Annotated in this window: 22 protein-coding genes and 1 tRNA gene; 11 read left to right on the top strand and 12 right to left on the bottom strand. The window is 61.4% G+C overall.

Annotated elements, in window-relative coordinates:
* Positions 1 to 361: 361 nt before the first annotated feature.
* Complete coding sequence (locus tag HS122_06010; protein ID MBE7537947.1) at positions 362 to 2,464, bottom strand: tetratricopeptide repeat protein; 2,103 nt, start codon at positions 2,462 to 2,464, stop codon at positions 362 to 364.
* 91 nt (positions 2,465 to 2,555) lie between these two features.
* Between HS122_06010 and HS122_06005 the strand changes: the two genes are divergently transcribed.
* From HS122_06005 to HS122_05990, 4 genes are all read left to right on the top strand, one after another.
* A complete protein-coding gene (locus tag HS122_06005) occupies positions 2,556 to 3,479 on the top strand; it encodes a methyltransferase domain-containing protein (GenBank protein MBE7537946.1) in 924 nt (307 codons plus the stop codon).
* A gap of 2 nt (positions 3,480 to 3,481) precedes the next feature.
* Positions 3,482 to 4,054 carry a methyltransferase domain-containing protein gene (locus HS122_06000; protein ID MBE7537945.1) on the top strand — a complete coding sequence of 191 codons (573 nt, stop codon included), beginning with the start codon at positions 3,482 to 3,484 and terminating at the stop codon, positions 4,052 to 4,054.
* Between the two features lie 104 nt (positions 4,055 to 4,158).
* Positions 4,159 to 4,246, top strand: a tRNA-Ser gene (locus tag HS122_05995).
* 486 nt (positions 4,247 to 4,732) lie between these two features.
* Positions 4,733 to 4,870, top strand: a complete 138-nt coding sequence (locus HS122_05990; protein ID MBE7537944.1) for a hypothetical protein — start codon at positions 4,733 to 4,735, stop codon at positions 4,868 to 4,870.
* 23 nt (positions 4,871 to 4,893) lie between these two features.
* On the opposite strand, the gene HS122_05985 is transcribed toward HS122_05990, so the two are convergent.
* Positions 4,894 to 5,808, bottom strand: a complete 915-nt coding sequence (locus HS122_05985; GenBank protein MBE7537943.1) for an EamA family transporter — start codon at positions 5,806 to 5,808, stop codon at positions 4,894 to 4,896.
* Positions 5,809 to 5,939: 131 nt separating this feature from the next.
* Between HS122_05985 and HS122_05980 the strand changes: the two genes are divergently transcribed.
* From HS122_05980 to HS122_05965, 4 genes are all read left to right on the top strand, one after another.
* Positions 5,940 to 6,989, top strand: coding sequence for a deoxyhypusine synthase family protein (locus HS122_05980; GenBank protein MBE7537942.1), 1,050 nt, complete (start codon positions 5,940 to 5,942; stop codon positions 6,987 to 6,989).
* 67 nt (positions 6,990 to 7,056) lie between these two features.
* A complete protein-coding gene (locus HS122_05975; protein MBE7537941.1) occupies positions 7,057 to 9,270 on the top strand; it encodes a thioredoxin domain-containing protein in 2,214 nt (737 codons plus the stop codon).
* A 96-nt stretch (positions 9,271 to 9,366) separates the two neighbouring features.
* The gene (locus HS122_05970) at positions 9,367 to 9,981 is read left to right on the top strand and encodes a response regulator (protein ID MBE7537940.1); all 615 of its coding nucleotides are present in this window, start codon (positions 9,367 to 9,369) and stop codon (positions 9,979 to 9,981) included.
* Positions 9,962 to 10,165, top strand: a complete 204-nt coding sequence (locus HS122_05965; GenBank protein MBE7537939.1) for a SlyX family protein — start codon at positions 9,962 to 9,964, stop codon at positions 10,163 to 10,165. The genes HS122_05970 and HS122_05965 overlap by 20 nt, the downstream gene beginning before the upstream one ends.
* Before the next feature lie 105 nt (positions 10,166 to 10,270).
* Here HS122_05965 and HS122_05960 read toward each other — a convergent pair whose 3' ends face one another.
* Positions 10,271 to 10,753: a PTS sugar transporter subunit IIA gene (locus HS122_05960; protein ID MBE7537938.1), complete on the bottom strand. Its 483-nt coding sequence runs from the start codon at positions 10,751 to 10,753 to the stop codon at positions 10,271 to 10,273.
* Positions 10,754 to 11,027: 274 nt separating this feature from the next.
* Between HS122_05960 and HS122_05955 the strand changes: the two genes are divergently transcribed.
* Positions 11,028 to 11,612 carry a hypothetical protein gene (locus HS122_05955; GenBank protein ID MBE7537937.1) on the top strand — a complete coding sequence of 195 codons (585 nt, stop codon included), beginning with the start codon at positions 11,028 to 11,030 and terminating at the stop codon, positions 11,610 to 11,612.
* Positions 11,613 to 11,700: 88 nt separating this feature from the next.
* Here the strand turns inward: HS122_05955 and HS122_05950 are convergent, their stop codons facing one another.
* The 3 genes from HS122_05950 to HS122_05940 form a co-directional block, all read right to left on the bottom strand.
* Positions 11,701 to 11,961: a hypothetical protein gene (locus tag HS122_05950; protein ID MBE7537936.1), complete on the bottom strand. Its 261-nt coding sequence runs from the start codon at positions 11,959 to 11,961 to the stop codon at positions 11,701 to 11,703.
* A gap of 129 nt (positions 11,962 to 12,090) precedes the next feature.
* A complete protein-coding gene (locus tag HS122_05945; protein MBE7537935.1) occupies positions 12,091 to 14,016 on the bottom strand; it encodes an ABC transporter ATP-binding protein in 1,926 nt (641 codons plus the stop codon).
* 3 nt (positions 14,017 to 14,019) lie between these two features.
* Entirely contained in the window at positions 14,020 to 15,921 is a 1,902-nt protein-coding gene (locus tag HS122_05940; protein MBE7537934.1) for an ABC transporter ATP-binding protein, read from the bottom strand.
* Positions 15,922 to 16,089: 168 nt separating this feature from the next.
* Here HS122_05940 and HS122_05935 point away from each other — a divergent pair, with 168 nt between their 5' ends.
* A complete protein-coding gene (locus tag HS122_05935; protein MBE7537933.1) occupies positions 16,090 to 17,163 on the top strand; it encodes a LacI family DNA-binding transcriptional regulator in 1,074 nt (357 codons plus the stop codon).
* 16 nt (positions 17,164 to 17,179) lie between these two features.
* On the opposite strand, the gene HS122_05930 is transcribed toward HS122_05935, so the two are convergent.
* From HS122_05930 to corA, 4 genes are all read right to left on the bottom strand, one after another.
* On the bottom strand, positions 17,180 to 19,741 hold the full coding sequence (locus HS122_05930; protein ID MBE7537932.1) for a TonB-dependent receptor: 2,562 nt from the start codon (positions 19,739 to 19,741) through the stop codon (positions 17,180 to 17,182).
* Positions 19,742 to 19,854: 113 nt separating this feature from the next.
* A complete protein-coding gene (locus HS122_05925) occupies positions 19,855 to 20,844 on the bottom strand; it encodes a DUF4159 domain-containing protein (GenBank protein ID MBE7537931.1) in 990 nt (329 codons plus the stop codon).
* Between the two features lie 99 nt (positions 20,845 to 20,943).
* On the bottom strand, positions 20,944 to 21,915 hold the full coding sequence (locus HS122_05920) for a magnesium transporter CorA family protein (GenBank protein ID MBE7537930.1): 972 nt from the start codon (positions 21,913 to 21,915) through the stop codon (positions 20,944 to 20,946).
* Positions 21,916 to 21,923: 8 nt separating this feature from the next.
* Entirely contained in the window at positions 21,924 to 22,892 is a 969-nt protein-coding gene (gene corA / locus HS122_05915) for a magnesium/cobalt transporter CorA (GenBank protein MBE7537929.1), read from the bottom strand.
* 167 nt (positions 22,893 to 23,059) lie between these two features.
* On the opposite strand from corA, the gene HS122_05910 reads away from it, so the two are divergent.
* On the top strand, positions 23,060 to 24,145 hold the full coding sequence (locus HS122_05910; protein MBE7537928.1) for a ribonucleotide-diphosphate reductase subunit beta: 1,086 nt from the start codon (positions 23,060 to 23,062) through the stop codon (positions 24,143 to 24,145).
* A 45-nt stretch (positions 24,146 to 24,190) separates the two neighbouring features.
* Here the strand turns inward: HS122_05910 and HS122_05905 are convergent, their stop codons facing one another.
* Together HS122_05905 and modB are read right to left on the bottom strand one after the other, a co-directional pair.
* Positions 24,191 to 24,946 (bottom strand): ATP-binding cassette domain-containing protein, encoded by a 756-nt coding sequence (locus HS122_05905; GenBank protein MBE7537927.1) that lies wholly within the window; start codon positions 24,944 to 24,946, stop codon positions 24,191 to 24,193.
* Positions 24,943 to 25,644, bottom strand: coding sequence for a molybdate ABC transporter permease subunit (gene modB, locus HS122_05900; GenBank protein ID MBE7537926.1), 702 nt, complete (start codon positions 25,642 to 25,644; stop codon positions 24,943 to 24,945). Before modB ends, HS122_05905 begins: the two co-directional genes overlap by 4 nt.
* Between the last annotated feature and the right edge of the window lie 46 nt (positions 25,645 to 25,690).

The following is a 25,690-nucleotide window of genomic DNA, read 5'->3' as shown; positions in this document are numbered from 1 at the left end:
ATGCCTGCAAGTCGGTGCCTTGGGAGGATCAAGCGCCGCCTTTCACCCGCTCTTGGAGGGGCACGCTCCGTCGTGCCCTGGGGACGTGCGTCGCAAAACAGCGTCGGAAGAATTTCACGCGGAGCCGCGGAGCACGCGGAGAGGAATAGGTGGAATGGGTCGATGGGAATAGGCACCGGCGTTGTGGCGCGACGGGCGAACCCTGGGCATGACAAAGCATGCCCCTCCAGCGGAGGGGGGGATGCATGCTTCTCCAGCGGAAGGATGCTGACAAATAGCGGACGGGAGATGCCTGCCCGTCCAGCGGTGGGGGGATGCATGTTCCTCCGGCCGAGGGGTGCCGACAAGTGTTTGGCGCTCTTCATCCAACCCCGACCGGTTGCACACGGGCGTCGCTGGATGCCCGCTTCCCAAGCATGCCTTCAAAGGCGCTTTCGAGGGCGCGGGCGAGATCGCGCGCATCGAACAGCGGACTCGCAGCAGCTTGCGCGCGGATGGCACGGCGGCGATCGAGTTTTTCCCGGGGTGATAGCGCCTGCCATGCGGTGGCGTGAGCGACGGCGCGCGACACAAAATCCGCGGGTGAGTCCGCGATCCAGTCCGGCAGGCCGACGGAGGTCAGCATCGACGTCGACATGCGTGCGGGCATGGTCGCGCCGGTCAGGGTGAGAACAGGCACGCCCATCCAGAGGGCGTCGCACGTTGTGGTGCCTCCGTTGTAGGGATGCGGATCCAGCGCGATATCGAGGTTGTGATACCCGCGCAGGTGATCACCAAGACCCGGCGTGTGCCCGGCGAAATCGAGCCGGCCCGCGTCGATGCCCCGGGAGCGGAAGGAGGCGCGCACACGTTCCTGGATTCCAGGATCGCCGAGGTGTCGCGTTTTCAGAAGGAGGCGGGAATCAGGGACCGCGCGCAGCACCGAACTCCAGAGATCCAGTGTGGACTCGCCAATCTTTGAGAGGTGGTTGTATGAACCGAAGGTCAGGCCCGGCGTCGCCGGTATTCCGACTTCGGGCGAATCCGAGGGCGGGCCATAGGCAATCCAGCAGCGGGGCAGGCGCCACAGTTGCTCGACGGCGAGCTCCTTGGTGGATTCCGGATGAAGGATGGAGTCCGTGATCCAGTAATCGACTGCAGGCAGTCCCGTCGTTGCAAAATAGCCGAGGTATGTGGCCTGTATCGGAGCGGGCTTGTACCCAAGAATGCCAATGCGCGAGTCGCGCGTATGCGCGTTCAGGTCGATGAGGAGATCGAGCTGATGACTGTGGATGAGCCGCGCGGCGGCCTCGTCGGTCAGGGCTGCAACGACGTGCCAGTGGTCGACGCGGGACTGGATGCTTTCGGTTGTCGCGTCGGGATGTTTGACGTTGGAGTAGGCGAAGACCTGGACGCGGTTCCGATCGTGGGCTGAGAAGAGCGATTCGACGAAACGCGCGATGGCGTGGTGCTTGAAATCGGCGGAGAGGTAGCCGATGCGCAGGGGCCGGCTGACGACGCTGGCCACCGGTCCCTGGCAGAGTGGAGGACGCATGGAGGCCCTGCCCCAGGCCTGCGCGTTGGCGAAATGCGCGGGGTCGGGAGCGGTGGCATTGGCGGCCTGCGTGAAAAGCAGATTGCTCAGGTAGCGAATCGTGCGCGGGCTGAGCCGCAGGGCATCCTGATAACCCTTGCATGCCAGATCGTTCAGTCCCGCCTCCCGCTGGGTCGAAGCGAGCCCGCTGTGCGTTTCGGCGATGTGGGGAGCCAGTGCCAGCGACTGCCGGTACATCGATTCCGCCTCGCTCAGACGACCCGTCTCCTTGAGCAGGGAACCCAGATTGCTGAAGGCCTCCGCAAAGCGTGGATTGATTTCGATGGCCCTGCGGAAACTGCGTTCAGCTTCTTCGATGCGTTTCTGATCGCGCAGCAACGCTCCCAGGCTGTTCCATGCCTCAGGCATGGCGGGTTGCAGTGTGAGCGCCTGCCGCAGAGCTTCACCGGCCTCGGCGAAACGCATCTGAACCCTCAGCACATTGCCGAGATTGCACCAGGCCTTGGTGTTCTGGGGCTGAAGTGCGAGGGAGCGTCGCAAGGCGCTCTCGGCTTCCGGCATACGATCCAGGTAGTGAAGCGCGATGCTCAGGTTGCTCCAAAATGAGGCATTGTCTGGAGCGCGCCTCACGGCCTCGCGGTAGCAGGCTTCAGCCTCGGCGTATTGATGGAGTGCACGCAGCGCTTCGCCGCAATTGCTCCATGCGGCGGCTTCGGTGGGATCGATCTGCAGGGCGGAGCGAATCAAGCGCGCGGCGTCGGTCGGTTTGCCAGCCTGCAGGGCCAGCACGCCCAAAAGGTGCAAGCCTGCCGCATTGCGGGGCTGGTGCGTCAGAACCTCGCGGTACACGCGTTCGGCTTCCGGCAGGCGACCCTGCTGGTGCAGGTCCATCGCCTGCTGCAAGCGGGTGTTGATTTCTGCCTGAGTCACTTTGTCGAGCGTTGGGGCGATACGGCGACATGGCAAATGGTCTTTGGATAGGCTTGCTTTGGGGCGAAATTGCGGACACTCGCTTGCGACCATGACGTTGGATCGCGCCCGATATGAAACGGCCCATGCCTTTGCTTCCGCTGCGGTCAAAGTGGAGCGCGCATTGGCGGAAAGATGCGTCCGGCAGGCCTTGGAGTCGGTTCTGCCCTCTTCGTCGGAGCAGCGTCGGGCGATTCATCAGGAACTTCTGAAACGTTTTCCGGATGATTCGCCGCCGGCAAATTTCTGGCATGCGGCGTCATCGCAGGCGTTTCGCGACTTTTTTGTCTGGGGGCACGACTACGATTGGGGCGGGGGATGCGTGCGAACCGGTGCCATGGGGCCGCGTCATGTTGAGATTGGCACTGAATCGATCGAACGGGGATTCATCCCGTCGGACCTGCGGGGCAAACGTGTTCTCGACATTGGCTGCTGGTCGGGCGGCGATTTGCTGCTGCTGCGCGGTTTGGGCGCGGACGTGGAAGCGATGGAGGAACATCGACGGTCGGCGGAGTCGGCGTCGGGGCTCTGCAAGCTCCTGGGCATACCCGCGAACATCACCACCGACAGCCTCTATGCGGACCGCCCGGAGTGGAAACAGCGTTTCGACGTGATTTATTGCAGCGGTGTGATCTATCACGTGACCGACCCTGTCTTGTTTTTGCGGATCTGTTTTGCCTATCTCAAGGTGGGCGGCCGGCTGGTGGTCGAGACGAAGGCGCACAATGGCGAAGCAGAAGGGACGGGCCTCTGCGGCTATTCGGGTACACTGGAAAAGGGATGGAACTGGTTTGCGCCGAATGGCGAGGCCCTTGGCCGCTGGTTGGTGGACGCGGGATATGCGCAGGAACGCGTCGAGCTCTTTCAACGATTTAACGGGCGCCTTCTGGCCTGCGGAGTGAAGACCAGGACGGATGCGTTGACGGAAACCGCTGGATTTTCGCGACCGGGAAGCTGGCTGGAAGGGGAAGTGTGAGTGTGCCCGCCACGCCTGCACCGGGGGTTGGGCCGAGGAAGCTGCATTTGGGGTGCGGCCGGAAATACATACCTGGGTTCTACCATGTCGACATCCTCCCCTTGCCGCACATCGATCTGGTTTCGCGCGTCGAACGGCTTCCCTCGATTGCGAGCGATTCGGTTGAACTGATTTATGCCGCGCACGTGCTCGAGCATTTCTCGCGGAAAGAGTATCGTGCGGTGCTGGTGGAGTGGTTTCGAGTGCTCGAGCGCGGGGGCGTGCTGCGCCTCGCCGTGCCCGATTTTGCCGCCTGCGCGAAGCTCTACCATGAGCAGGGATTGAAGGACGGGTTGACGGGCCTGGTGGGATTGATCGTGGGAGGGCAGCGCGACGAGTATGATTATCACAGGATGGTCTTTGACGAACCGCTTCTGACGCGGGAGCTGCTTTCCGTTGGATTTCGCGAGGTGAGGCGCTGGGATTGGAGGACGACAGAGCACGCGCAGGTCGACGACTATTCGCAGGCTTATCTGCCGCACCTCGACAAGACCCACGGCACGCTGATGAGCCTCAATCTGGAGGCGGTAAAGTGAGGTTTCCGCCGGCATGTGGTGGAAAGGTTTTCCGTTGACCGGACATTCTCGGATGAGCAGCGTCTCAAACCCCTCAGCGCCTGACGCGGGCGCGAGGGCCACCAGGAGAGGTGGCAGAGTGGTCTAATGCGCACGCTTGGAAAGCGTGTGTAGGGCAACCTACCGAGGGTTCGAATCCCTCCCTCTCCGCCATTATCTCGCTCTAAAAGAGCGAGTTAAGGTTTCCGACAAGCTATTTGGACATCGACCGGCCCAATGGATCATAGAGTCGGAAAATCCTTGTTTCATTTCGGAGTTCACGAATTCCTCCGCGAAAATCGTGTTTGAACTCTGCGCGCGCATCGTTGGCAAACGCTTCCGCAAGAACTTCCGGACTCGCGCGGAGGCTGTCCTCGGCCGGCTTGTGAACCGTCCGCGCCCGCCTGCCGACCACTGGCTCCCGCTTGACGTCCGCTATCAGTCAGACAATCTGATTGGGCATGGAAACAACCCTGACAGACTTTCAGCGGAATTTCCGTGCCGCGCGTGCCGCCGCCGACTGAGGCGAAACCATCAAGGTGAAGTCGGGCGAAACAATGTATGTCTTCGCCCGTGCCACCGGCAAGCCAGAGCGCCCGTTCGCCGACTTGGAACACCTGTTCGGCGTTGTGCGTCGTCCGCATCGTTCAGAAAGCACGCATGAAACCATCCGAAATCGCCTTAAAGCGCGTCGTGCTGGTTGATACCGGCCCGTTGGTGGCCGCCACAGACACGCGCGATTTCTCCACCTACCGGATTCCGTTCGCCTCCCCGGAAGGCTTGTTCGCGGATTTCTAGTCGCGCCAATTGGCGAAGCCGCCCTACACCTGCGTGAGCGCCACCGCACCGGTGACCGCAATCGCGGCGCCGATGATCGAGCGAAGGGTGGGCGTTTCCCGCTCAATCCAATACGAGAGCGGAATGATCACCAGGGGCGTTGTTGCGACAATGGGAAGAACGAGTCCGCTGCTGGTCGTGAAGAGCGCCCACTGGTAGCAACTTACTCCGATGACCGCGCCGGACAGCGCATTGGCGGGAATCCAGAGAAATGCATACCAGGGCCGATCGACTGATCGAGGCAGCGCCGGTTCCTGACTCTTTCCACCAAACGCCCTCTTGATGACTGCCCGGATCAGAAAAAAGAGAAGGGCGATCACAAGTCCTCCGAGGATGCGCTGATAGGCTCCAGTAATGCCATCAAGGGTCTGCCCGCTGGAATTTGCGACCTCACTGGCCTTGCGGCTGAGAACCGCGCCAACTCCCTGCCCGGCTGCGGAAAAAAAGCCCCAGAGAAAACCGATCGGCTTCACCTTGACCCGGGGGGGATTGCGCCGCGACGGCATCAATGCAAAACCAACTCCGCCCAGAATCACCGTGCTCCACAGAACCTGAATCCCCGTGAGCGTCGTGCCGAGCCACAGGTACTCTACGCCCGCGGCGATCGGGGCCGCCAGGCACTGGGTCACGAGTGCCGTCAGCCGCGAGCCCAAGATCGGAAACGCACCAAAGGCCGCGATGTCGCCGAGTCCCATGCCGATGACGCCGCTGATCAGGAGCCAGGGTGTGGCGTTGCCTTCAAGTCCGTGTCCGAGCGTGTGTGCATAGAGCCCAAGCACGGCCGCCGCGACCATCAGGCGGCCCAGATTCGCATGGGTCGCCCCGACCACCCGGATGCTTCGATTGGCAAAAATCGAGGACAGTGAAAAGAAGATCGTCGTGAGGAATGCCGCGAACATGTCGATTCGGGTCTATTCACAGCAGTTGACTATTCTCCTGGCCGAAAAGCGCTTCAATTCCGCATCCCCGGGGAGGAACCGAGCGTTTTTTGTGGCGAATCCCCCCGCGCAAACCAAGGCTGCGGCGCTTTATGACGGCAAAACGCAGCACCAGGAAACGACCCGAGGACATCAACGCGGCCCTCGCCAGATCGAAGGGCCCCATCTCCAAATTCATCGCCCTGAATTACCGCCATTTCAACGCAGCCGCGCTGGTTGATGCGGCGAAAGGCTACGAGGCGCACCTCAAGGCGGGCGGCAGGATGCTGGTGACCCTCGCAGGCGCGATGTCCACCGCCGAGCTTGGCATTTCGCTCGCCGAGATGATCCGCAGGGACAAGGTGCACGCCATCGTCTGCACGGGCGCCAATCTCGAGGAGGACGTCTTCAATCTCGTGGCGCACGACTACTATGAGCGCGTGCCGCACTACCGGCACCTGACCTCCGAGGACGAGCAGGCCCTCCTCGAGCGTCACATGAATCGCGTCACCGACACCTGCATTCCGGAGCAGGAGGCGATGCGTCGCATCGAAAAAGTGGTTCTTGAGGAATGGGTCGCCGCCGACCGCGCCGGCGAGCGCTGGTTTCCGCATGAGTTCATGTACAAGATCCTTCGCTCGGGCAAACTGAGGAAGAGCTACCAGATCGATCCGAAGAATTCGTGGCTGCTCGCAGCGTCGGAGAAGAACCTGCCCATCATTGTTCCCGGCTGGGAGGACGCCACACTTGGAAACATGTACGCCGGTCACGTGATCAGCGGCGACGTAAAGAACGTGCACACGGTGCGCACGGGCATCGAGTACATGACCTGGCTGGCGGAATGGTACACGAAGACAGCGAAAACCCTTCGCAACGGCGAAGGCTCGATCGGATTCTTCCAGATCGGCGGCGGCATTGCCGGCGATTTTCCAATCTGCGTCGTGCCGATGCTTCATCAGGATCTTCAGCGCACCGGTGTGCCGCTCTGGGGGTACTTCGCTCAGATCAGCGACTCCACCACCAGCTATGGCAGCTACTCCGGCGCGGTTCCCAACGAAAAGATCACCTGGGGAAAACTCGGTGCGAAAACGCCGAAGTACATCATCGAGAGCGACGCCACGATTGTGGCTCCCTTGATTTTCTCCTGGGTCCTCGGCCAGTAGCCCAGGCGTGGAACCGAGCCGATTCACCTGGGGGCGCTGACATCCCGAAAGCCGCCCCTTCTGCACCGTGTCCAACCGCCTCGCCACTGCGCTGTCCCCGTACCTGCGGCAGCATGCCGGAAATCCGGTCGATTGGATGGAGTGGGGCGATGAGGCCTTTGCGAGGGCGCGCTCGGAGAACAAGCCCATCTTCCTGAGCATCGGCTATTCGACCTGCCACTGGTGTCATGTGATGGCCCATGAGTCCTTCGAAAGCCAGGGGACGGCCGACCTGCTGAACGCATCCTTCGTGTCCATCAAGGTGGATCGCGAGGAGCGGCCCGATGTCGATCGCGTGTACATGGCCTATGTCCAGGCGCGCACCGGGCGCGGCGGCTGGCCGCTCAGCGCATGGCTGACCCCGGATCTGAAGCCGTTTTTCGGCGGGACTTATTTCCCTCCCGAAGATCGCGCGGGGCTCCCCGGATTTTCCACGATCCTGCGAGCGGTCGCAAACGGCTGGGCCGACAGTGACACGCGCGGAAAATTCATCGCGGAAGGAGTGCGGGCGATTGACCTGCTTCAGGAGCATGCCGCCACTGCTCCTGCCGGCCCGCCGGCAGGTTCCGCCTCCGGCGGCAAGGATCTGCTCGCCACAGCTCAGGAATCCTTTGAACGCGCCTTCAGTTATTTTTATGAGAACTTTGATCCCGAGCACGGGGGGTTCGGCGGTGCGCCGAAGTTTCCCAGAGCCTCGGTTCTCACGTTCCTTTTTCGTTGTGCGGCGGTCCAGGGTCCGCGTTCGGAAACGGGCTCCGAAGCGGTGCGAATGGCAACCCACACGCTGCAATGCATGGCGCGCGGCGGCATCCATGATCACGTCGGCGGTGGATTTCATCGCTACTCGGTCGATGAACGCTGGTTCGTGCCGCATTTTGAGAAAATGCTCCATGATCAGGCGCAGATCGCCGGCAACTACCTCGAGGCCCGCCAGGCGACCGGTGACGAACGGTACGGCTGGCTCGCCCGCGATGCCCTCGACTACCTCCTGCGCGACCTTCGCCATGCAGGTGGCGCCTTCTTTTCAGCCGAGGACGCCGACAGCCAGATCTCCAGAGACAATCCAGAGCATGCCGAGGGAGCCTTCTACGTCTGGACCTCCGGGCAGTTGAATGCGGTCGCGGGCGCTGAGGATGCCGCGCTGCTCACAGCCCATTTCGGCGTTGAAGCCTCTGGCAACGTTCCGCCTGCACTCGATCCCCATCACGAGTTCGGTGGGAAGAACATTCTTGCACAGCAGCAGTCGCTTTCCAGCACGGCGAAGAACCTTGGATTCACTCCGGAAACGCTTGATCAGCGACTGCGGTCAGTGCTGGAAAAGTTGCGTGTCGAGCGTGCACGGCGCCCACGTCCGCATCTGGACGACAAGATTGTCACGGCTTGGAACGGTCTGGCCATCTCGGCATTCGCACGCGCCCATGTCGCCCTTGAACGAAACACCGCCGCCCGCGCATTGAACGGCACCGCTTCCGAAAGTCCCACGCCCTACCTCGATGCGGCACGCTCGGCGGCGGCTTTCATCCAGTCGAACCTGTACGATCCTGCGGAGTGTGTCCTGTTCCGTGCGTTCCGGGAGCGCCGAAGCGCGAGCCACGGCTTTGCGGAGGATTACGCCTTCCTGATCTCCGGATTGCTCGACTTGTATGAGGCATGCTTCGAAATCCGCTGGCTGCAGTGGGCCGAAGCACTGCAGCGCACTCAGGATGAGATTTTCTGGGACGACGCACACGGTGGATATTTCTCGGCTCCTCGGGATGATCCGCATCTCGTCCTTCGAATAAAGGACGACTATGACGGTGCGGAACCGACAGCCAGCTCCGTCGCCGCCAGCAATTTGCTGCGACTCGCCTGTGCGCTGAACAATGATGAACTTCGCGATCGCGCTCTCCGGGTGATTGATGCCTTCCAGGCGCGCTGGACTCAGCACCCTCAGGCGCTGCCCTGTCTCCTGGTTGCCGTCGAGCGGGCTCTGGCTTCGCCACGTCATGTCGTCATCGCCGGCACCCCTGGATCATCCGACTTTCAAGCCCTCGCCGGCGTGCTGCCGGGTCCGCTTGGACCACCGATGATTGTGCTCGCAGCGGATGGCGCAGAGGGGCAGCGCTGGCTGGCGGAGCGCGCGCCGTGGATGGCCGGGATGGCGCCGCAGGATGGCCGCGCATCCGCCTACGTTTGCGAAAATTTTGCGTGCCGTGCGCCCGTCACCAGCGGCAACGAACTCGCTGCTCTGCTTGACGCTTGACGCAAGACGGCGGCGAGGCGGGGTGGACGGAGGGTTTGCAGTTACGGAGTTTTGCTCGCCTGCGATCGATGTGCCCGCAAAATCCGGAAGAACAGAATGAAGGTTCTCGCTGTTGAGGACGACACCACGTCCCGCAAAATCCTGGTTCAAGCGCTGCAAAAACTCGGTCATGAGATCGTGGAGGCAGCCCACGGTGAGGAGGCATTGCCCCTGCTCGGCGATCCGGAGCCACCGCGGGTCGTGGTCAGCGACTGGACGATGCCACAGATGGACGGCCTTCAACTGGTGCGGCGGATCCGCTCGCGGACGAATGTTGAATACACCTACTTCATCCTGCTCACGGCTCACTCAGCCGATGAGATCAACCAGCGGGAGGCGACTGAGGCTGGCGTCGACGACTTCCTCACAAAACCCATCAATCTGACGGAATTGTGGATGCGGTTGCGGGTGGCTGAGCGCATCCTGCGTTTCACCACTCAGGTGCGGCAACTCGAGGCTTTCCTTCCGATCTGTTCCTACTGCAAGAAGGTGCGCGATGACAGCAACTACTGGCAGCAGATCGAGACCTATATCAATGCGCGGACCGGATCGGAGTTCAGCCACTCCGTCTGCCCGGATTGTTATGCGCGCGTGATCGCCCCTGAACTCCAGAAGCTGAAAACCCGGAATGCCCGGGGGAATTCCGGACCCAATGTCACCCGAACGCGTTGATCGCCTGGAGGAGCGCATCGCCTGGCTCGAGAAACACGTCGCCGCCCAGGACAAGGCCATGCTGGCGCTGCACGAGGAGATTGATCGGCTTCGTCGGGAATCGTCATCGTTGCGCGATCGGCTGCAGTCTGCAGTCAGTGATGGCGAAAATTTCCCCGCGCGGGAAACTCCACCGCACTATTGAGGCGCTGCCGATTGAGATCGAGCGAGCTGTCATCCGCAAATGCCGGCGGCCGCGCCGAACATGCAGCGGTCTTCACCAGGCAGGGGCCCGCAAACACCCGACAATTCAAACACCCGCAGGGGTCTGCACGCGTGACTCGGCAGCCCGGATGGCCTCGATGAAATCCTCGGGCGTGGCCGCGCGAATAAGCGCCTCGCGATTGCCCGGCTCCTTCAGCATCCGGCACAGCGCGCTGACAACCAGGAGATAGTCGCCGGGGTTCGACTTCGGAGTACCCAGGACAAAAAGCAGCCTGACGTTCTGGTTGCAGTTCTCGAAGAGCACCCCGTTGTCGCTCCGCCCGACGGACATCACTATCGATTGCACATGTTCCGTGCGGGCATGTGGCAGGGCTATCTCATTGCCCAGATACGTGGTATCGAGCCGCTCGCGGGCGAGCAGCTCGTTGTAGAAGCCCTGAAAATTCGTGACCGCCGGAAAGCCCTCCAGCAAACGGGCCACCTCGTGTATCGCAACCGTGCGTTTTGAGGCCTGAATGTTCAGGGAGATTCGCGACGGATGCAGGAGGGATGTGAGTCGACCGGCCATGCGGCTAAGGTACTACAAGGTGAGTTTTGCGCAAAACGGTCGGACCAATTGACCTTCCGTCATTTTCATTGGCAAGCGCGGAGTTTCGGATGGGGAATAAAATCGTGCCATCGGCCAGGAACTTCAGGTGCATGTCGGATTTGCCGGTGGAAAAGAATCGTGAAACGGGCGGGCGCATGTGCGCCGATGCATTTCAATCCCCAGGCTCTGAAGCCGTGAAGCCCCGGTCGCTTTTCTGCTTTCGGCCGAAAAATTTTCGTCCGATCATCGACCTGTGAACAACTTGACGAAGGTCCGCCTGTTTGTCGCCGGCATCGCGGCCACCGCCTCGCTCGGCGCGGCTCCCAAGGACTCGTTTAGCAGCCGGCTTTCACCGGAGGACTTCACCTCGGCCGGGCTCGAAAAGCTGACGGCAGCAGAACGATCACGTCTGGATGCCTTGGTGCAGGCCTTCAAGTCGGAGAGCCGCGAAAGATCACAGGCCCGTCCTGCGCCTGTGGGCGGTGAATCGGCGGCGCTCGCATCCCAGTCACGGAGTGAGAGCCATCGCCCGCCAGCTTCACCGGAGGTTTCCGGCAAGAGCTGGCTTCGCAGAATCAAGCTGACCCCGGGCACCACGATCGAGTATGAGACGCTTGAGACTGAGTTGACCGGAACCTTCGCGGGCTGGCGTGAAGGCACGGTCCTTGTGCTTGGCAACGGCCAGAAGTGGCAGGTCGTGAGCGGGACCTATGTCTCGCCTCCCGATCATCGTCCTCGTCTCGTGAAGGTCAAACCCGGCACGTTTGGAAGTTTCTTCCTCGAGATCGAGGGCATCAATTCCCGGCCGAAGGTCAGATTTGTCGGCACGACGGATTGAGTTGTCCCTGCTTTCCCTGCGGACACTGACGCAAAAAAAACCGCCCCAGTCTCCAAGGGCGGTTTGGAAAGAACGAATTTGATGTCGCTTACTTCAGGTGTCCCGAGACGAGTTTCGTCATTTCAAACATGCTGACGGACTTCTTGCCGTTGAACACGGCTTTGAGTTTGTCGTCAGCATTGATTTGAGTCCTCACCTTTTTGTCCTGGAGGCCATTTTTCTTGATATAGTCCCAGAGTTTTTTGGTGAGTTCTGTGCGAGGCAACGGTTTCGAGCCGACAACCGCCGCGAGAGCGTCATCGGGCTGAACCGGTTTCAGGAAGGCAGCGTTGGGTTTGCGTTTAGCCATATCGGTTTTGAGCAATAGACCCGGTCAGAGGGAAAGCAATGACTTTCTCATCGGCGTTTCGCCGGTTTTCAGAGGAGAAAAGTTTTGCAAGTCAGCGTTTCGGGGGGTTGACGTCCGCGGCGCTTTGCCTCAGGAGGGGTCGTCAACCCGCACGAACTGCTCGTACAGCGCCGCGTAATGACCCTTTTGCGCCATGAGGTCCTGATGGCGACCTCTTTCAATGATGCGGCCCTGATCAAGAACGAGCACCAGATCCGCACTGCGAATGGTGCTCAGGCGATGCGCCACGACGAAGCTCGTGCGTCCGACGAGCAGCGCGAGGAGGGCCTTCTGCAGGCGCGCCTCCGTGACGGCGTCGATTGAGCTGGTGGCTTCGTCAAGGATCAGGATCCGCGGATCCGCAAGAAACGCGCGGGTGAAGCACACCAGTTGACGCTGCCCGACTGAAAGTCCGGCACCCCGCTCGCCCACCTCCGTGTGCAGGCCCTGGGGAAGCGCCTCGAGGATGTCCAGACAGTCGAGACTCGCAGCCGCGGCCCTGACCTCCTCGTCCGTCGCGTCGGGCTTTGCAAGGCGGATGTTGTCGATCACCGTGCCGCTGAACAGAAAGTTCTGCTGCTGCACCATGCCCATCTGGTGATGCAGCGACTGACTCGTCAGCGTGCGAATCTCCCTGCCGTCAATCAGGACCTCCCCCGCCGTGGGCAGGTAGAATTTCGCGACGAGGCTGATGATCGAGCTCTTGCCGCTTCCGGTGTGCCCCACAAGCGCGATCGTCTGTCCGGGCTCGGCCACGAAGTTGATGTCATGCAGCACGCGCCGCTCAGGCGTGTAGCCGAACATCACGCTTCTGAACTCGACCCGCGCTCCCCATGCCTTCGCGGAACCGGGATGCGTCCCGTCCGCTTCGGCGGCGCGCCGCGGATCAGCCAGAGGCACGGCATCGTCCGCATCCGTCCAGTCCGGCGGCGAATCCACGAGCCGGAAGACCCGCTCCGCCCCGGCCATCGCCACCAGCGCCTGGTTGAACTGGGTTCCAATCGTCTGGATGGGCGAGAAAAAGTAGTTCGCCATGAAGAAAAACTGGATGAGGTCCTGGATTCCCATGTACCCATGGAATGTCCGCCATCCCCCGAGAAGAAGCAGTATCGCGATGAAGAACTGGCTGTTGAGTTCAAGCAGCGGAATCAGCCGCGCCGACGTCTGCGCGAGCGCGATGTTGTAGCGGGAGTGATCGGCAAGAAGATTCCTGAATAGCCCGGAGTTCGTCTCCTGTCGCACGAAACCCTGCGTCACCCGGATGCCGTTGACCGACTCCGCAAGCGTTGCGGTGACTCGGCTGAAGCTCTCGTGCGACGCGCGGGAAAGCCGGCTCAGCCGGAGATGGAACCGCCGGTTGATGGACCACAGTATCGGGGCCATGGCGACAACCACCAGGAACAGCACCCAGTCGCACCAGGCCATGATCACGGCGGTGAACAGCATCTGTCCGACCTGGATCAGCGAGACGAAGAGCACGTCCTGAATACCGACGCGCAGGGATTCCACGTCACTGGTGACACGACTGAGAATCCTCCCGAGCTTCACGCGATTGAAGAAACTCATCGGCTGACGCTGCACCTTCGAAAAAATCTCGGAGCGCAGGCCATTGACAACCGTCTCGCCCACCTCGAGCGCCAGACGCTGGCGGAAGTGAAATATGAAGTCGGTGGACAGCGCCAGCACCCCGTACGCCACCAGGGCTGACACCAGGCCGGACGAGTCAGCCAGTGTTATCGAGCCCTGTCCGATTCTTCCAATCGCCACCGACACAAGCCATGGCAGCGCTGGAAGCTGCGCTGAGCGGATTATCGTCATTACCGCCAGCGTCGCCATCTTCCGCTTCACAGGCCGCGTGTAATGCAGGAGCCGGCGGATCAGGCTCCACTCCAGCGGGCGGAACTGATCCTCGTCATCATCGCTTTCCCGCACGCGCTGAATCAATGACAGCGGCTTTCCCGGCTGAATCGGTGACTGCGGACTCGTGTCGACGGGCTTCAGGCTGGAGCGTCGCATGGGTCAGATCCTCGACTGTGCCAGGGTTTGCTGCTGGAGTTCGCGCCCATCCAGGAGCTGAAGGTTTGCCACGCGACGGTAAGGACCGGACACACGCATGAGCTCATCGTGCGTGCCCTGCTGCACGATCCGGCCGTTTTCCATCACGATGATGAAATCCGCGCGCCTCAGGGTGCTCAGCCGGTGGGCGACGATGAACGTGGTACGGCCGGCGATGGCGCGGTCAAGCGCCTCAAAGATCTCGTGCTCCGTCTCGCTGTCGATGGCTGCAGTCGGATCGTCGAGCAGCAGAATCGACGGCTCGAGCAGCACCGCACGGGCGATGGCGAGCCTCTGCCGCTGTCCTCCCGAGAGGCTCTTTCCGCTCTCGCCGAGGACGGTTTCGTATCCATTCGGCAGATTCATGATGAACTCATGTGCCGCCGCAATGCGCGCCGCCTTTTCGATCTGCGCCTGCGTCGCCCCGGGATGTCCGAAGGCGATGTTGGACGCGATGGTGTTTGAGAAGAGGAAGCTTTCCTGGAACACCAGGCCGATGTTGCGCCGCAAATCGTCCACGCGGAGATCGCGCACGTCGATTCCATCGATGAGGACCCTGCCGGAACTGGGATCCCAGAATCGCGGAATGAGGCTCATCAGCACGCTCTTCCCGGCCCCCGTCGCCCCCAGGATGGCCACGCACTGGCCGGCCTTCACATCGAGGCTTACACCGCGCAGCACGGGCTCTATGCCATTGTAGGCGAAGGTCACGTTCTCAAACCGCACCCCGCCCGCGAGCTTTGGCCGTGCAATGGCGCCGGGCCGGTCAGTCACATCAACCGATGCATCCAGTATCTCAAACACGCGGCGCGCGCCGATCAGCGACTGCTGAACGCTGTTCACGACATTGGCCACCTGGTTCACCTGGCCGGAGAACTGCTCCAGCAGGCCGGCAAAGACGATGAGTCCGGTGCCCAGCGGCAACTGGCCGTCGATCACCAGCCAGCCGCCATACCCCAGCAGGACGATCATGTTCACGCGCGTCAGCAATCCGACCGCAGGGGAGAACAGGCTCACCCGCCAGAAGATGCTGTGCTGCTGCTCCAGCACCGCTTGGTTTGCGGCCTCGAAACGGGCGCGATCCTCCGCCTCCCGCCCGAAGCCCTTTGTCACCTGAATCCCCTGAACGCTTTCCGCCAGGGTTTGCACCATTTTTTCGACGAGTGTGCGATTCTTCGCGTATGCGGGCTGGATCTTGCGCGAAAAGGACATGGACATCAGCCACAGGATCGGCGTCGTCGCCAGACAGGCGAGTGTGAGCCTCACGTGCAGGCTCGACATGTAGACGATGTAGACGGTGAGTGAAATCAGCATGATCAGGCTCTGAATGAGCACCTGGTCCACGAACATGCGCACACTCTGGACATCACCCGTGACACGCGTGATGATCGAGCCGGTGGTGTTGGCGTCGAAGAAGCGGAAGCTCAGTCGCTGAAGCTTGTCGTATATCTCGGATCGAAGATCGACGACCAGGCGCTGCTGCACGAGGCGGTTGATCGCGACAGTGTAGGTGTAGTTGAGGAAGGCGCGCACCATCGCGAAGGCCAGAATGCATCCCGCAACCATGAGAATCACCAGGAGCGGTGACATCGACTGCGACAGTTGCAGGCCGAATCTTGCGTGGGGAAACGCAGCCGCCGGCACTCCCTCAGCCGGGTGATCGCGCGCAATCACATAGCGGATGTAGTCGATCCCGAGCCCCGTCAGACCCAGTCCGCTCAGTCCCAGCGTCAGAAGAACCAGCTGGAGGGAGAGAACCTGGAAGCATCGGGCGCGGTATCGCCACGCGAGTCCCCACAAGCGGCGTATCAGCGCCCAGTTGGAGGGCTGATCCGATGGCGCTTCGGGAGGCGATGCATCCTGCATATGCGCGATCACGCTAGGTTCGGCCGGGCCAAGAGCACGAACAATTTTCCGGCCTCCGGGCTTGTCCGCAGGGGGACCACACGATGCGGCGTCCGGCCCCGGTTCAAAAATCCTTTGGCTTCGAATACTTGATTGAGTTTGCGATCACCGTGTGAAAAATGAAAACCGATGGGGCGCGCGACCCGGATTTCACAGACCAAGCTGGCAAAGGACCTCGGCGTTTCCCAGGGTCTCGTTTCGATGGTGCTCAATGGGCGGCGTGAGAACATCAGCCCGGAGACCTACCAGCGCATCTGGGATCACGCGTTCAACCTTGGCTACACGCCGAAGGGAATGAAGCTGAATCAGTCCCCGATCGAAACGGCGCGCCGCCAGGTGGGTTTCGTTCTGCGCTCCGGACTCAATCTCCACACCCAGGGCAGCTACTTCAGCCATGTGCTCCACGGCCTGCACACGGCGCTCGCCGAAAAAGGGTACGCAACCGTGTTTCTCGGCTCCGAAGACACCCTTGCGGAGCCCCGCCTGCGCCAGTTTTTTCCCGCCGGCCATTCGATCAAGGGCGTGACGCTCCTGGGCCAGGTCAATGAGGGATTTCTCCAGCAGATCCGTCAATTCTCCACGCGCATCGTCGCCGTGTCCGCAAGGCATCCGGGCCTCTGCCATTCCGTGCTCGGAAACGAGCCGCAGGCGATATCCTCATTGGTCAGGCACCTTGTCGAGCTTGGCCACCAGCGAATCGGATGGATCGGCGGCAACGCAGGGCTCGGTCGTCACGAGGCGCGCCACCAGGCCTATCTCAACGCCATTCAGGCGGCGGGACTCAAGGCCAATGCACGCTACGACATCCAGCAGAAGCAGGGCGACCGCGCCGAGGGCGTCGATGCGGTGTACCTGCTCCTGCCGTTCAGGAGGCGCAGGGACTTCCCGACCGCATTCATCACCTACAACCAGCAGATGGCACGCGGTGCGGTCATGACGTTCAAACGCGAAGGATATGAGGTGCCTGGCGACGTCAGCATCGCGGCCGCCGACTATTCCTCGCTCGCGCACGAGGAAAGCCCGACACTCACGGCGGCGGGCTGCGACGCCGAGTCCCTCGGCCGGTCAGCCGCCCGCCTGATGCTTGACACCCAGGAAAACGAGGAAGGCAGCTATCTTGATCTGACCCTGGCTTCCACGCTCTTTCTGGGAGAGACCAGCGGGCCGGTTGGAAGCGTCGCGTCAGTTTCCGCGAAGTCCTGATCCCGCTGAATGATGATCAGAACTTCGTCGAGATGCTCAGGATCACGCGTCCGGGCTGCCCGCGCGACTGGTTGGCGTTGAAGTATTCCTTGTCTGCAATGTTTTTCCAGGCGAGGGCACCCGACCAGTTGAGCCCGTCGGCCTTCCAGTTGTAGCCGACGGTAAGATCGAAGATCGTGCTCGCATCGATGAAGAGAGTCGGATTCGCGGTTCGCTGCGCTTTCCTGCCCGTGTGGACAAAACCTCCGGCCACCCACCAGTTCTGCAGCGGTCCATTCTTGAAATCGTAGCGCGTCCAGAGTGTCGCCAGATTCTCCGCGGATCCTTCAGGCACGGCATTGAGAATAAGCGCCTTGGCCTCATTGTACGCCGCAACATAGGCAGCCTGCACCGCAGGATCAGTTGAGTAGACGTTGATCGACGGGAACGTGCCCTTGATGGTCTTGACGTCCATCAGGCTCAGCGTCGCGAACACCTGCCAGTTGTCCAAAGGCGACCAGGTCACCTCGACTTCAACACCCTCGCTCCGATCAACCGTCCCCTGCCGCGTTATGGTCGGGAACGTTCCATCCGGGGCCGTTTCACGGAAACGAAGGATGCGGTTTTTCCGTTCCAGGTGGAAGAGCGAGATCGTTGAGGAGACGCGTCCGTTGAGGAAGTCCGTCTTCACGCCGAACTCATATCCCCTGCCGGTCGTCGGCACCGCGGGCTCGGTGATCGTGACGCGATTGCTGGGGCCGGAGGGAAGTGCGGGATTGTAGGCTGGGTTGAAGGACGTGAGGCTGCGGTCTTCGATGAAGAACGACTCGGAGTAGCTGGCGAAGAGCAGCAGGTCCCGGCGGAGCTTGTAACCCGCGCCAAACTGCGGCGTGGTTTTTGTCGCCTCAAACTTGCTGCCCTTCACCGCCTCACCCGGAGGCGTGGTCGTCGTCGGCAGCTTGTTGGTGTTGATTGTCCACGTCTCGTTGTACCGTGCGCCGCCAATGAGGATCAGCCGCTCGTCCAGCATGCTCGCCGTCACCACGCCGTAGAGCGCGCTTTCCTCGCCATCGGAGTCGTTGAATGAGTTGATGCCGGGAATCGCATTTACGTCATAGTCGTCCGTGTTGATCCAGGTGGAGCGATCGTTGTAGTTCCATGGCTGAAAATGCTGGTTGGGCGCGGTCTGGGCATTGGCCAGGCCGGCCGGTGGGGAAACCGTGCTTTCCCTGCGAAAACTGCCCGTGCCGACCTTGCTGAGATAGGCGCCGAAAAGCGGCTTCAGGGTCACCGCGCCCGCATCGATGCGCCCAGCGAGCTCCACCTGATAGGAGTGGGAGTCACCCATTGACTCCTCCAGGCGCTTGCGCCGCGTCAGAAGCGCTGATGCGGTTTTTGAGGGATCGGCAAGCACCGACCGGGGGTCATTCTCGAGTTCATCACGGAACGTAAACCGGCTCCTGCCGGCCGTGGCAATGTAGGCGGCGGCGGGAGTGACGGTGAATTCGGCGAGGCCGGTCAGTTTGTTGCTGAGCTTGAAGTCATTCCAGCCAAAGTTGGCCCGCGCGCGCCAGTTCCGGCTGAACTCCACGTTCAACTCCGCGTTGATGGAATCAAATCTGGAGTGACGATAGTCATTCCGGCCGACATAGTTGAAGTTCTTCGGCAGCGGCGCGTAGTTGAGAAAGCCGAGATTGAGGTTGCCGACGTCCACATACGCCTGCGCACGCGCCCGGTCGGCCAGCACCGGATAGTTCGCGGCGTTTGCGGTGGTGAAACCGGCGACCGCGAGATTGGGCTTCATGCTTATGAGCGGAGTCTCGTAACGGCGGTAGCTCTCGAACTCCACGAACAATGAAACCGACCGGGTCGGCGCCAGCTCGATGCTGCCTGCCATCAGCCGGGAGTCGCCGCCACTCGGATCAGCCCATGCGAGCCTGTTCTCGTAGGCGCCGATCAGGCGTCCGCTGACCCGTCCGTCCGCAAACGTGCGGTTGATGTCCAGGTCGGCGCGCCAGAAGTGATCCGTGCCGATCTCACCCTTCACACGGGTGAAATTCCTTCTCTCCGCGCGTTTGGTGATGTAGTTGACCGTTCCTCCAGGCGTGATCTGTCCGTAAAGCAGCGATGCCGGACCCTTCACGACCTCGACGCGCTGAACGTTGCCTGAATCGACATAGCGGTTGCCGACGAAGCCGTTGCGCTGCGGGGTGACATCGCCGTCAAAGCCGCGAATCGAAAAGCGATTGGTTCCTTGCGTGAACTCCTTCGCACCGCTGGTCACTCCAGGGGCGAAACTGACAACGTCGAGAAGCTCATGGGCGCCGATGTCCTCGATGAACTGCTCGGTGAATGCGCTGATTGAGAAGGGAAGGTCCTTGATCGGCGTGTCGATCCGGGTGGCCGAGACGGAGTTGCCGGCCCGATAGCCGGAGTCGGAGGTGGTGCTGACCTGAAATGGCGAGAGCTCAATCGTGTCGGCGTCATCGGTGACCGGCCCGGATCGAATCTGGCCTCGAAGGAGGTTGATAGTAATAAATCCTGTGACGACAAGCAGCCGTGCCAGGACACGCAGCGATTGGGCGGAGGGGAGGTTCATAGGGGAGGATCCGATTGATTCCGGCCTGGAATGGCACGGGTGTTGATTGATAAATATCAATCAACGGGCAATGCCAAGCCCAATTTCACCGCTAGTTTCTGAATCCCCGCGGTTCAGTGGGTCATCAGGTAGAAGATCAGGTTGATCGCCAGGGGGTAGGCCCGTTTTTCAGACAGTTCACGAAAGTAGTCCGCATTTTCCCCCTCGCGCTCCCAGCCGTCGCTGATGTCGGAGTTGTGGATGGAAAGGACCATGATGCGCCCGCGGTCGTCGAGCAGCGCCTTGACCGCGACGTTTTCCGAGCCGACGCCGCGGTCCACCGTGATGCGTGAATTGGGGTTCGCTGGGTCGTGACTGCGCACCCAGTACTGAAGCGTGGGAATCTGAAGCTCGTTCATCGGCCCCGAAATCCTGTAGATGCACTTGAACACGGGATGATCCATGGGAATGTCCGCCCAGGCCTTTCCCGGAAGCACGCGCCGCATCTCCGCGGAGAAATTGTTCCAGGCGTCCGTGCCCCAGTAGTCCGATGCGAGCAGGACCCCGCCCGCCTGCAGGTAGTTGCGCAGGGCCGAAACCTCCTCCTCCTGCAGGAGCATGTCCTCGGTGTGCACCATGTAGATCAGGGGATAGTCGGGCAGATCGGGATCGGTGAGATGCAGGACCCGTCCATCAGGATCCACCTTCATCGAGGTCAGTTGCTGCAGGCGGTAGGACAGATTGAGATCCGCATCCGGATAGTCGACAAACCACCCGAACACGGGTCCGCGCCGCGGCACACGCCTTTCGGAGCGAAAGATGGCCCGCGCAAACGTGAAGACGTCCCGGCTGAACTCGCGCGGATTCCGCCAGTCGGGCGTGCCCGTGCTGTGCGAGGCTGTTTCACGCGCGGTCCTGACGGTGGCTTCATCCACCCATCCGCCTCCCTCAATCCAGATCCGCGTGCCTGACCGGTCGCCGGGATAGGGCCCGCCCATCCGGGGAAAATCAACGCGCGGCTGCCCCTGCCCCTGCGCCGATGCCATGGCAAGGAAACAGGCTGCGGCCGCGAATGCCAGCAGGCGGCGTCGGAGTCCTGGATCCAGGGTTCGGCGAATTCGCATGGCTCGATAGTCGACGGAGTTTTCACCCCAGCGCAAACGCCTTCGGGAGAGGCCGCACGTCATGTTTCCATCATTCTTTCCGTCCCGTCCCGCGTGACTTCAAAGCCACTTTCGCTTTCGCATGAAACGAAGCATCGCGATGGTGCCTATGAGGACCAGTGCCGTTGCTCCGGCGTAGCCGTGTTTCCATCCCAGTTCACGCATGTTCGTGAAGTTCATGCCGTACCAGCCGCTGAGAATCAGGACGGGGATGGTGAGTGCGGTGATGCCGTTCAGCACGCGGATCCCTTCGTTGGCCTCGTGGCTGGAGCGGTTGAGATAGACGCGGAATGAAAGGATGAGCTGCTCGGCCCAGGCGTTGGCCTGCGACTCGATGCGCGAGAGATCCTCGGTCAGGTCGCGGAGGTACGGGACCATGACGCTCCGGATCAACTTGAGTTTTCCGTCCGAGAGCGTGCTGACGATCTCCCGCTGCGGGCGCACGATCTGGCGCAGCGCGGAGAATTTCTTCCGCAGCGAAATGACGAGCGGAAAGAGCTCGCCCGCCGGCGCGCCCTGGAGCACGCCGCGCTCCACCTTGTCGAGCTCCTCGTGCAGTGCGTCCATCGCGGGCTTGTACGCCTCGACCATGAGGTCGAGAATGACGTGCGCAAAACGATCGGGCCCGCGGACGAGGGTCGATGGGTTCTTCTGGTATCGCTCCAGGGCGGCCTGGACCGGTCGCAACGGCTGCTTGTGGAAGGTCAGGAGGAAATTCTTTCCGAGAAAGAAATTCAGCTCGGTGGTCGTGAACTCCTCGGTCTGCGTGTAGTCGACCGCGTGCATCACCAGGTAGAGGTAGTCGTCGAACTCCTCGAGTTTCGGAAACGGGGTGTCAATGACGCAGTCCTCAATGGCGAGCGGGTGGATCGCGAAGGCCGATTCCAGAATCAGCCGCGTTTCCTCCTGGGTGGGCGCCGAAAGATCGACCCAGAGCAGGACGCCGGGTTCGCACCGCAGCGTGCCGAGCGATTCGACCGGCGGGTCCTGCGCAACGATCTTGTTGTCCCTGTAGACAAGCGTGGTGACCATGGCGGAGGCTAGATCCAGCGTTTTCGTTTGCACCACCGCCACATCAGGAACGTGCAGATGGCGGTTGCCGCCGTCACCCCCGGGTAGCCGTAGGGTGAGGTCAGTTCCGGCATGTGTTCAAAGTTCATCCCGTACCAGGTGCCAATGATGATGCCCGGCAGACTGACGGCCGTCAGCGCCGTAAGGGCCTTGATGCCTTCATTGGCCTGGAAGGACGATTTGTTAAGGTAAAGGTCGAAGGAAATCAGCAGTTGGTCGGCGAACGAGGCCGCGGTCTCATCGATGCGGATCAGGTTGTCGCGCAGGTCCCTGAAATACGGCAGCATCACCGAACGGATCATCTTGGACTCGCCGCGGGCCAGCCGGGAGATCATGTCGCGCTGCGGTCTCACGATCTGGCGGAGGTGCGCGATTTCGCCGCGAACCTCCATGAGCTGGGTGGTCAGGCCGGAATCCGAGCTGCTGAGGACGGATTCCTCGATCGACTCCAGCTCCGCCCGCAGTTCCTCGGTCGTGGGCTGGTAGTTGTCGACCAGCGCATCGATGATGAGGTGCGCCAGCCGGTCCGGCCCGCGGGCGACTGAGCCGGTGGTCCGGACGCAGCGGTCCACGACAGTCTCGATGGATTTGACCGAGGGGGCGTGGTAGGTGACCAGAAAGTCCTTTCCGAGAAACAGGTTGAGTTCCGTGGTGTTGAACTTTTCCGAGCGGGTGAAGTCGACCGCGTGGGTCACGACGAACAGGTAGTCGTCATAGTCCTCCGCCTTGGGCAGGGAACTGGGCGTCCGGCAGTCCTCGATTGCAAGCGGATGGAACTGGAAGACGCCCTCGAGGATTTCATGGACCTCCTCGTCGGTGGGGTTGACCAGGTCAACCCACAGCAGGAGCCCCTTGTCGGCCCGCACCAGCCGAAGGGCTTCGGACTCAAGGTCGCGCCCCACAAGCTTTCCGTCGCTGAAAACGAAGGATCGAATCATGCTCGGCGGGCGATGCTGCCCGGCTCACTGAAGGTGGCAAGCCTTCTGCCTGCCTCGCAGGCCGGTGGTGAAGAATCTTCATCATCCGGCGGGTGAAGCGAGAAAAAGACTGGGAATTCCGTTTTGGCTGTGCCTCAACTTCACGTCGAAAAACCGCCTCATTTCCGATGCACAAGACCTTCATTGTTGGCAACAAGTCGTTCGTCCTCGATCAGGCCAAGGCCGAGGAGGCCTTCGCCGCCAAGCGCGTCATCAACGGCCGCGACACGATGACCTTCAATCTCCTGCCCCTGAAGTACCAGTGGGCCTACGACCTCTACCGGAAGATGAAGGCGAACCATTGGGAGCCGGAGGACATCCCGATGGGCAAGGACATCGAGCAGTGGCGGGATGCGAAGATGGTTTCGGACATCGAGCGCTGGATCATCCGCATGGGCATCGGCTATTTCTCGGCGGCCGAGGGGATCGTGGGCGACAACATCCAGCACGTCGTGCGCGAGCTGGTCACGGCGCCGGAACTGAAGCTGGTGCTCGGGCGCCACGCGCACGAGGAGAACATTCACGCCGACTCGCTGCTCTACATGATTTCGTCGCTTGGCATCAATCCCCATGAATGCGAGGCGATGTTCGAGGATGTTCAGACCATTGTGAAAAAGAACGAGTTCGTGACGCGCATTTCCCGGAAGCTGCGCCGCGACCTCGACCTCACCCTTCTGGAGAACAAGCGGCTGCTTGCCAGGAACATCTTTGTATTCGGGCAGTGCATGGAGGGCACCCAGTTCTACGGACTGTTCGGCATGATCCTTTCGCTCTACCGGCAGAACAAGTTTCCGGGAATCGGCCAGATGTTCCGCTACACGCTGCGCGACGAGAGCAATCACATCGAGGTCTTCCGCAATCTCTTCATGGATCTTGTCGAGGAGAACCGCGACATCTGGACTCCGGAGTTCAAGGAGGAGCTGCGCGCGACGATGGCGGAGGCCGTGCAGCTGGAGAAGGAGTTCATCCGCGACTGCCTGCCGGTCAATGCGGTGGGGCTCGCCGTCGACGAGTTCCTGCAGTACATTGATTACATCGCGGACCGCCGGCTGGAAGGGGTGGGCCTGGGTCTGCTTTCACCTGGCGTGAAGAACCCGCTGCCCTGGCTTGCGGAGATGATGGACATCAAGAAGGAGCAGAACTTCTTTGAGGGCCGTGTGACCGAATACCAGAAGGCCTCGTCCCTTGAGGGGGCGCACGACGACGATCTGTAGGCGGCGGCCTGATGCGGGAGAACGCGACTGCGTTCCCGCGGCGACTCACTTCAGCTTGCAGAGGTCGGTTGACCGGACCAGCTCGTAGCCAATTGCCGGCCGCGTGGAGAAGATTTCCCCTGGAGCGCCAACGGAACGGCAGCGGCCGTCCGACAGCACGACAACCTGGTCGCAGAGTGCGAAGAAGTCCTCGGGTGCGTGACTCACGTACACCAGCGGCACTCCGAACTCATCGCGTATGCGTTTCAGCAGTGGAAAGACCGCGGCTTTGTGCCCGGCGTCGAGACTGCTGAGCGGTTCATCGAGCAGCAGCAGCCGGGGGGAGGCAAGCAGGGCGCGGGCGAGGGCGACACGCTGACGCTCTCCGCCGGAAAGGTGGGTCACCTCACGCTCGAGAAGGGAGGCGATGTCGAGCCGTTCGACAATGGACTCAAGCGTGATGGGAAGTTTTTCCGTTCCATCAGCTTCAGCGATCCCCCCGCGTGCCCGGCTGCGAACGCCATAGTTGAGGTTGGAGCGGACGTTGAGATGGGGGAAAAGCGCTCCATCCTGGGGCACGTAGCCCACGTCCCGCGATTCTGGTGGTACGAAAATTCCGGCCATCTTGTCGCAAAGCGTGACACCATCGAGGGCGATTGAACCGGCATCCGGGCGGCGCACGCCGGCGATGAGTTCGATCAACGTTGTCTTGCCCGCTCCGGAATTGCCGAAGAGGCCGATTGCACGACCTTCAACCTCCAGTGAAAGGTCGAGTGAAAACGCATCTGCGTTCCAATTGAGCGAGGAGAACTTGAGCCTCATGAAGACGCGGCTTTCGATGACTGGATTCTCTCGCGCGTGGAGCGGCGCTTGTGCATGAGCAGTTCGCTGAGAAGCACCGCTGAAAATGCCAGTGAAGCGGACATGGCGAGAAGGATGAAAGCATCGGTGTCACGGCCCATTTGCACCTGGTGATAGATCCCCAGCGAGAGCGTCACCGTCCTTCCAGGGATGAATCCCGCCACCATGGCGGTGGCCCCGAACTCTCCCAGCGCACGGGCGAATGCCAGGACTCCCCCGGCGCAAAGTCCCCGCGAGGCAAGGGGGAGGGAGATTGTGAAGAAAACGCGCCAGGGGCCGGCGCCCATGGTTCGAGCGACCTGTTCAAAGCGGGCGGGCACATCCTCGAAGGCGACCCGTGCGTTTCTGACGAGCAGGGGCAGGGCCATCACCGCGGCGGCGATCACGACTGCCTTCCAGGTGAACACAATTTCCAGACCGATGGCGTCCAGGAATTCGCCAATCGGGCCCCTGCGACCGAGCAGCTTGAGAAGGACCAGTCCCGTTGCGACTGGCGGCATCACCAGGGGAAGGGCGACCAGTGTCTCCACCAACGTCTTTCCCGGCCAGCGCTTGCGCGCAAGAAGCCATCCCAGTGCGATTCCTCCAGGCAGTATCAGCAGGGTGCCCAGTGCCGCGACGCCGAGGCTGAACAAAGTCACCCGAAGTGTATCATCCATGTTCATGCCAGTGCCTTTCCGCGAGCGCCGCTTCGCCGGGCTCTCC

This window comes from Opitutaceae bacterium, from assembly GCA_015075305.1.
Classification (GTDB): domain Bacteria; phylum Verrucomicrobiota; class Verrucomicrobiia; order Opitutales; family Opitutaceae; genus UBA6669.
This window is presented reverse-complemented; position numbering and strand designations above follow the sequence as displayed.

Bases quoted from the DNA above. Each gene is read 5' to 3' on its own strand.
- corA (MBE7537929.1), bottom strand. From the start codon at position 22,892: ATGATTCGATCCTTCGTTTTCAGCGACGGAAAGCTTGTGGGGCGCGAC.
- HS122_05930 (MBE7537932.1), bottom strand. From the start codon at position 19,741: ATGAACCTCCCCTCCGCCCAATCGCTGCGTGTCCTGGCACGGCTGCTT.
- HS122_06005 (MBE7537946.1), top strand. From the start codon at position 2,556: ATGACGTTGGATCGCGCCCGATATGAAACGGCCCATGCCTTTGCTTCC.
- HS122_05920 (MBE7537930.1), bottom strand. From the start codon at position 21,915: ATGGTCACCACGCTTGTCTACAGGGACAACAAGATCGTTGCGCAGGAC.
- HS122_05950 (MBE7537936.1), bottom strand. From the start codon at position 11,961: ATGGCTAAACGCAAACCCAACGCTGCCTTCCTGAAACCGGTTCAGCCC.
- HS122_05980 (MBE7537942.1), top strand. From the start codon at position 5,940: ATGACGGCAAAACGCAGCACCAGGAAACGACCCGAGGACATCAACGCG.
- HS122_05905 (MBE7537927.1), bottom strand. From the start codon at position 24,946: ATGAGGCTCAAGTTCTCCTCGCTCAATTGGAACGCAGATGCGTTTTCA.
- HS122_05970 (MBE7537940.1), top strand. From the start codon at position 9,367: ATGAAGGTTCTCGCTGTTGAGGACGACACCACGTCCCGCAAAATCCTG.
- HS122_05960 (MBE7537938.1), bottom strand. From the start codon at position 10,753: ATGGCCGGTCGACTCACATCCCTCCTGCATCCGTCGCGAATCTCCCTG.
- HS122_05945 (MBE7537935.1), bottom strand. From the start codon at position 14,016: ATGCGACGCTCCAGCCTGAAGCCCGTCGACACGAGTCCGCAGTCACCG.
- HS122_05985 (MBE7537943.1), bottom strand. From the start codon at position 5,808: ATGTTCGCGGCATTCCTCACGACGATCTTCTTTTCACTGTCCTCGATT.
- HS122_05965 (MBE7537939.1), top strand. From the start codon at position 9,962: ATGTCACCCGAACGCGTTGATCGCCTGGAGGAGCGCATCGCCTGGCTC.
- HS122_05990 (MBE7537944.1), top strand. From the start codon at position 4,733: ATGAAACCATCCGAAATCGCCTTAAAGCGCGTCGTGCTGGTTGATACC.
- modB (MBE7537926.1), bottom strand. From the start codon at position 25,644: ATGGATGATACACTTCGGGTGACTTTGTTCAGCCTCGGCGTCGCGGCA.
- HS122_05940 (MBE7537934.1), bottom strand. From the start codon at position 15,921: ATGCAGGATGCATCGCCTCCCGAAGCGCCATCGGATCAGCCCTCCAAC.
- HS122_05910 (MBE7537928.1), top strand. From the start codon at position 23,060: ATGCACAAGACCTTCATTGTTGGCAACAAGTCGTTCGTCCTCGATCAG.
- HS122_05935 (MBE7537933.1), top strand. From the start codon at position 16,090: ATGGGGCGCGCGACCCGGATTTCACAGACCAAGCTGGCAAAGGACCTC.
- HS122_05925 (MBE7537931.1), bottom strand. From the start codon at position 20,844: ATGCGAATTCGCCGAACCCTGGATCCAGGACTCCGACGCCGCCTGCTG.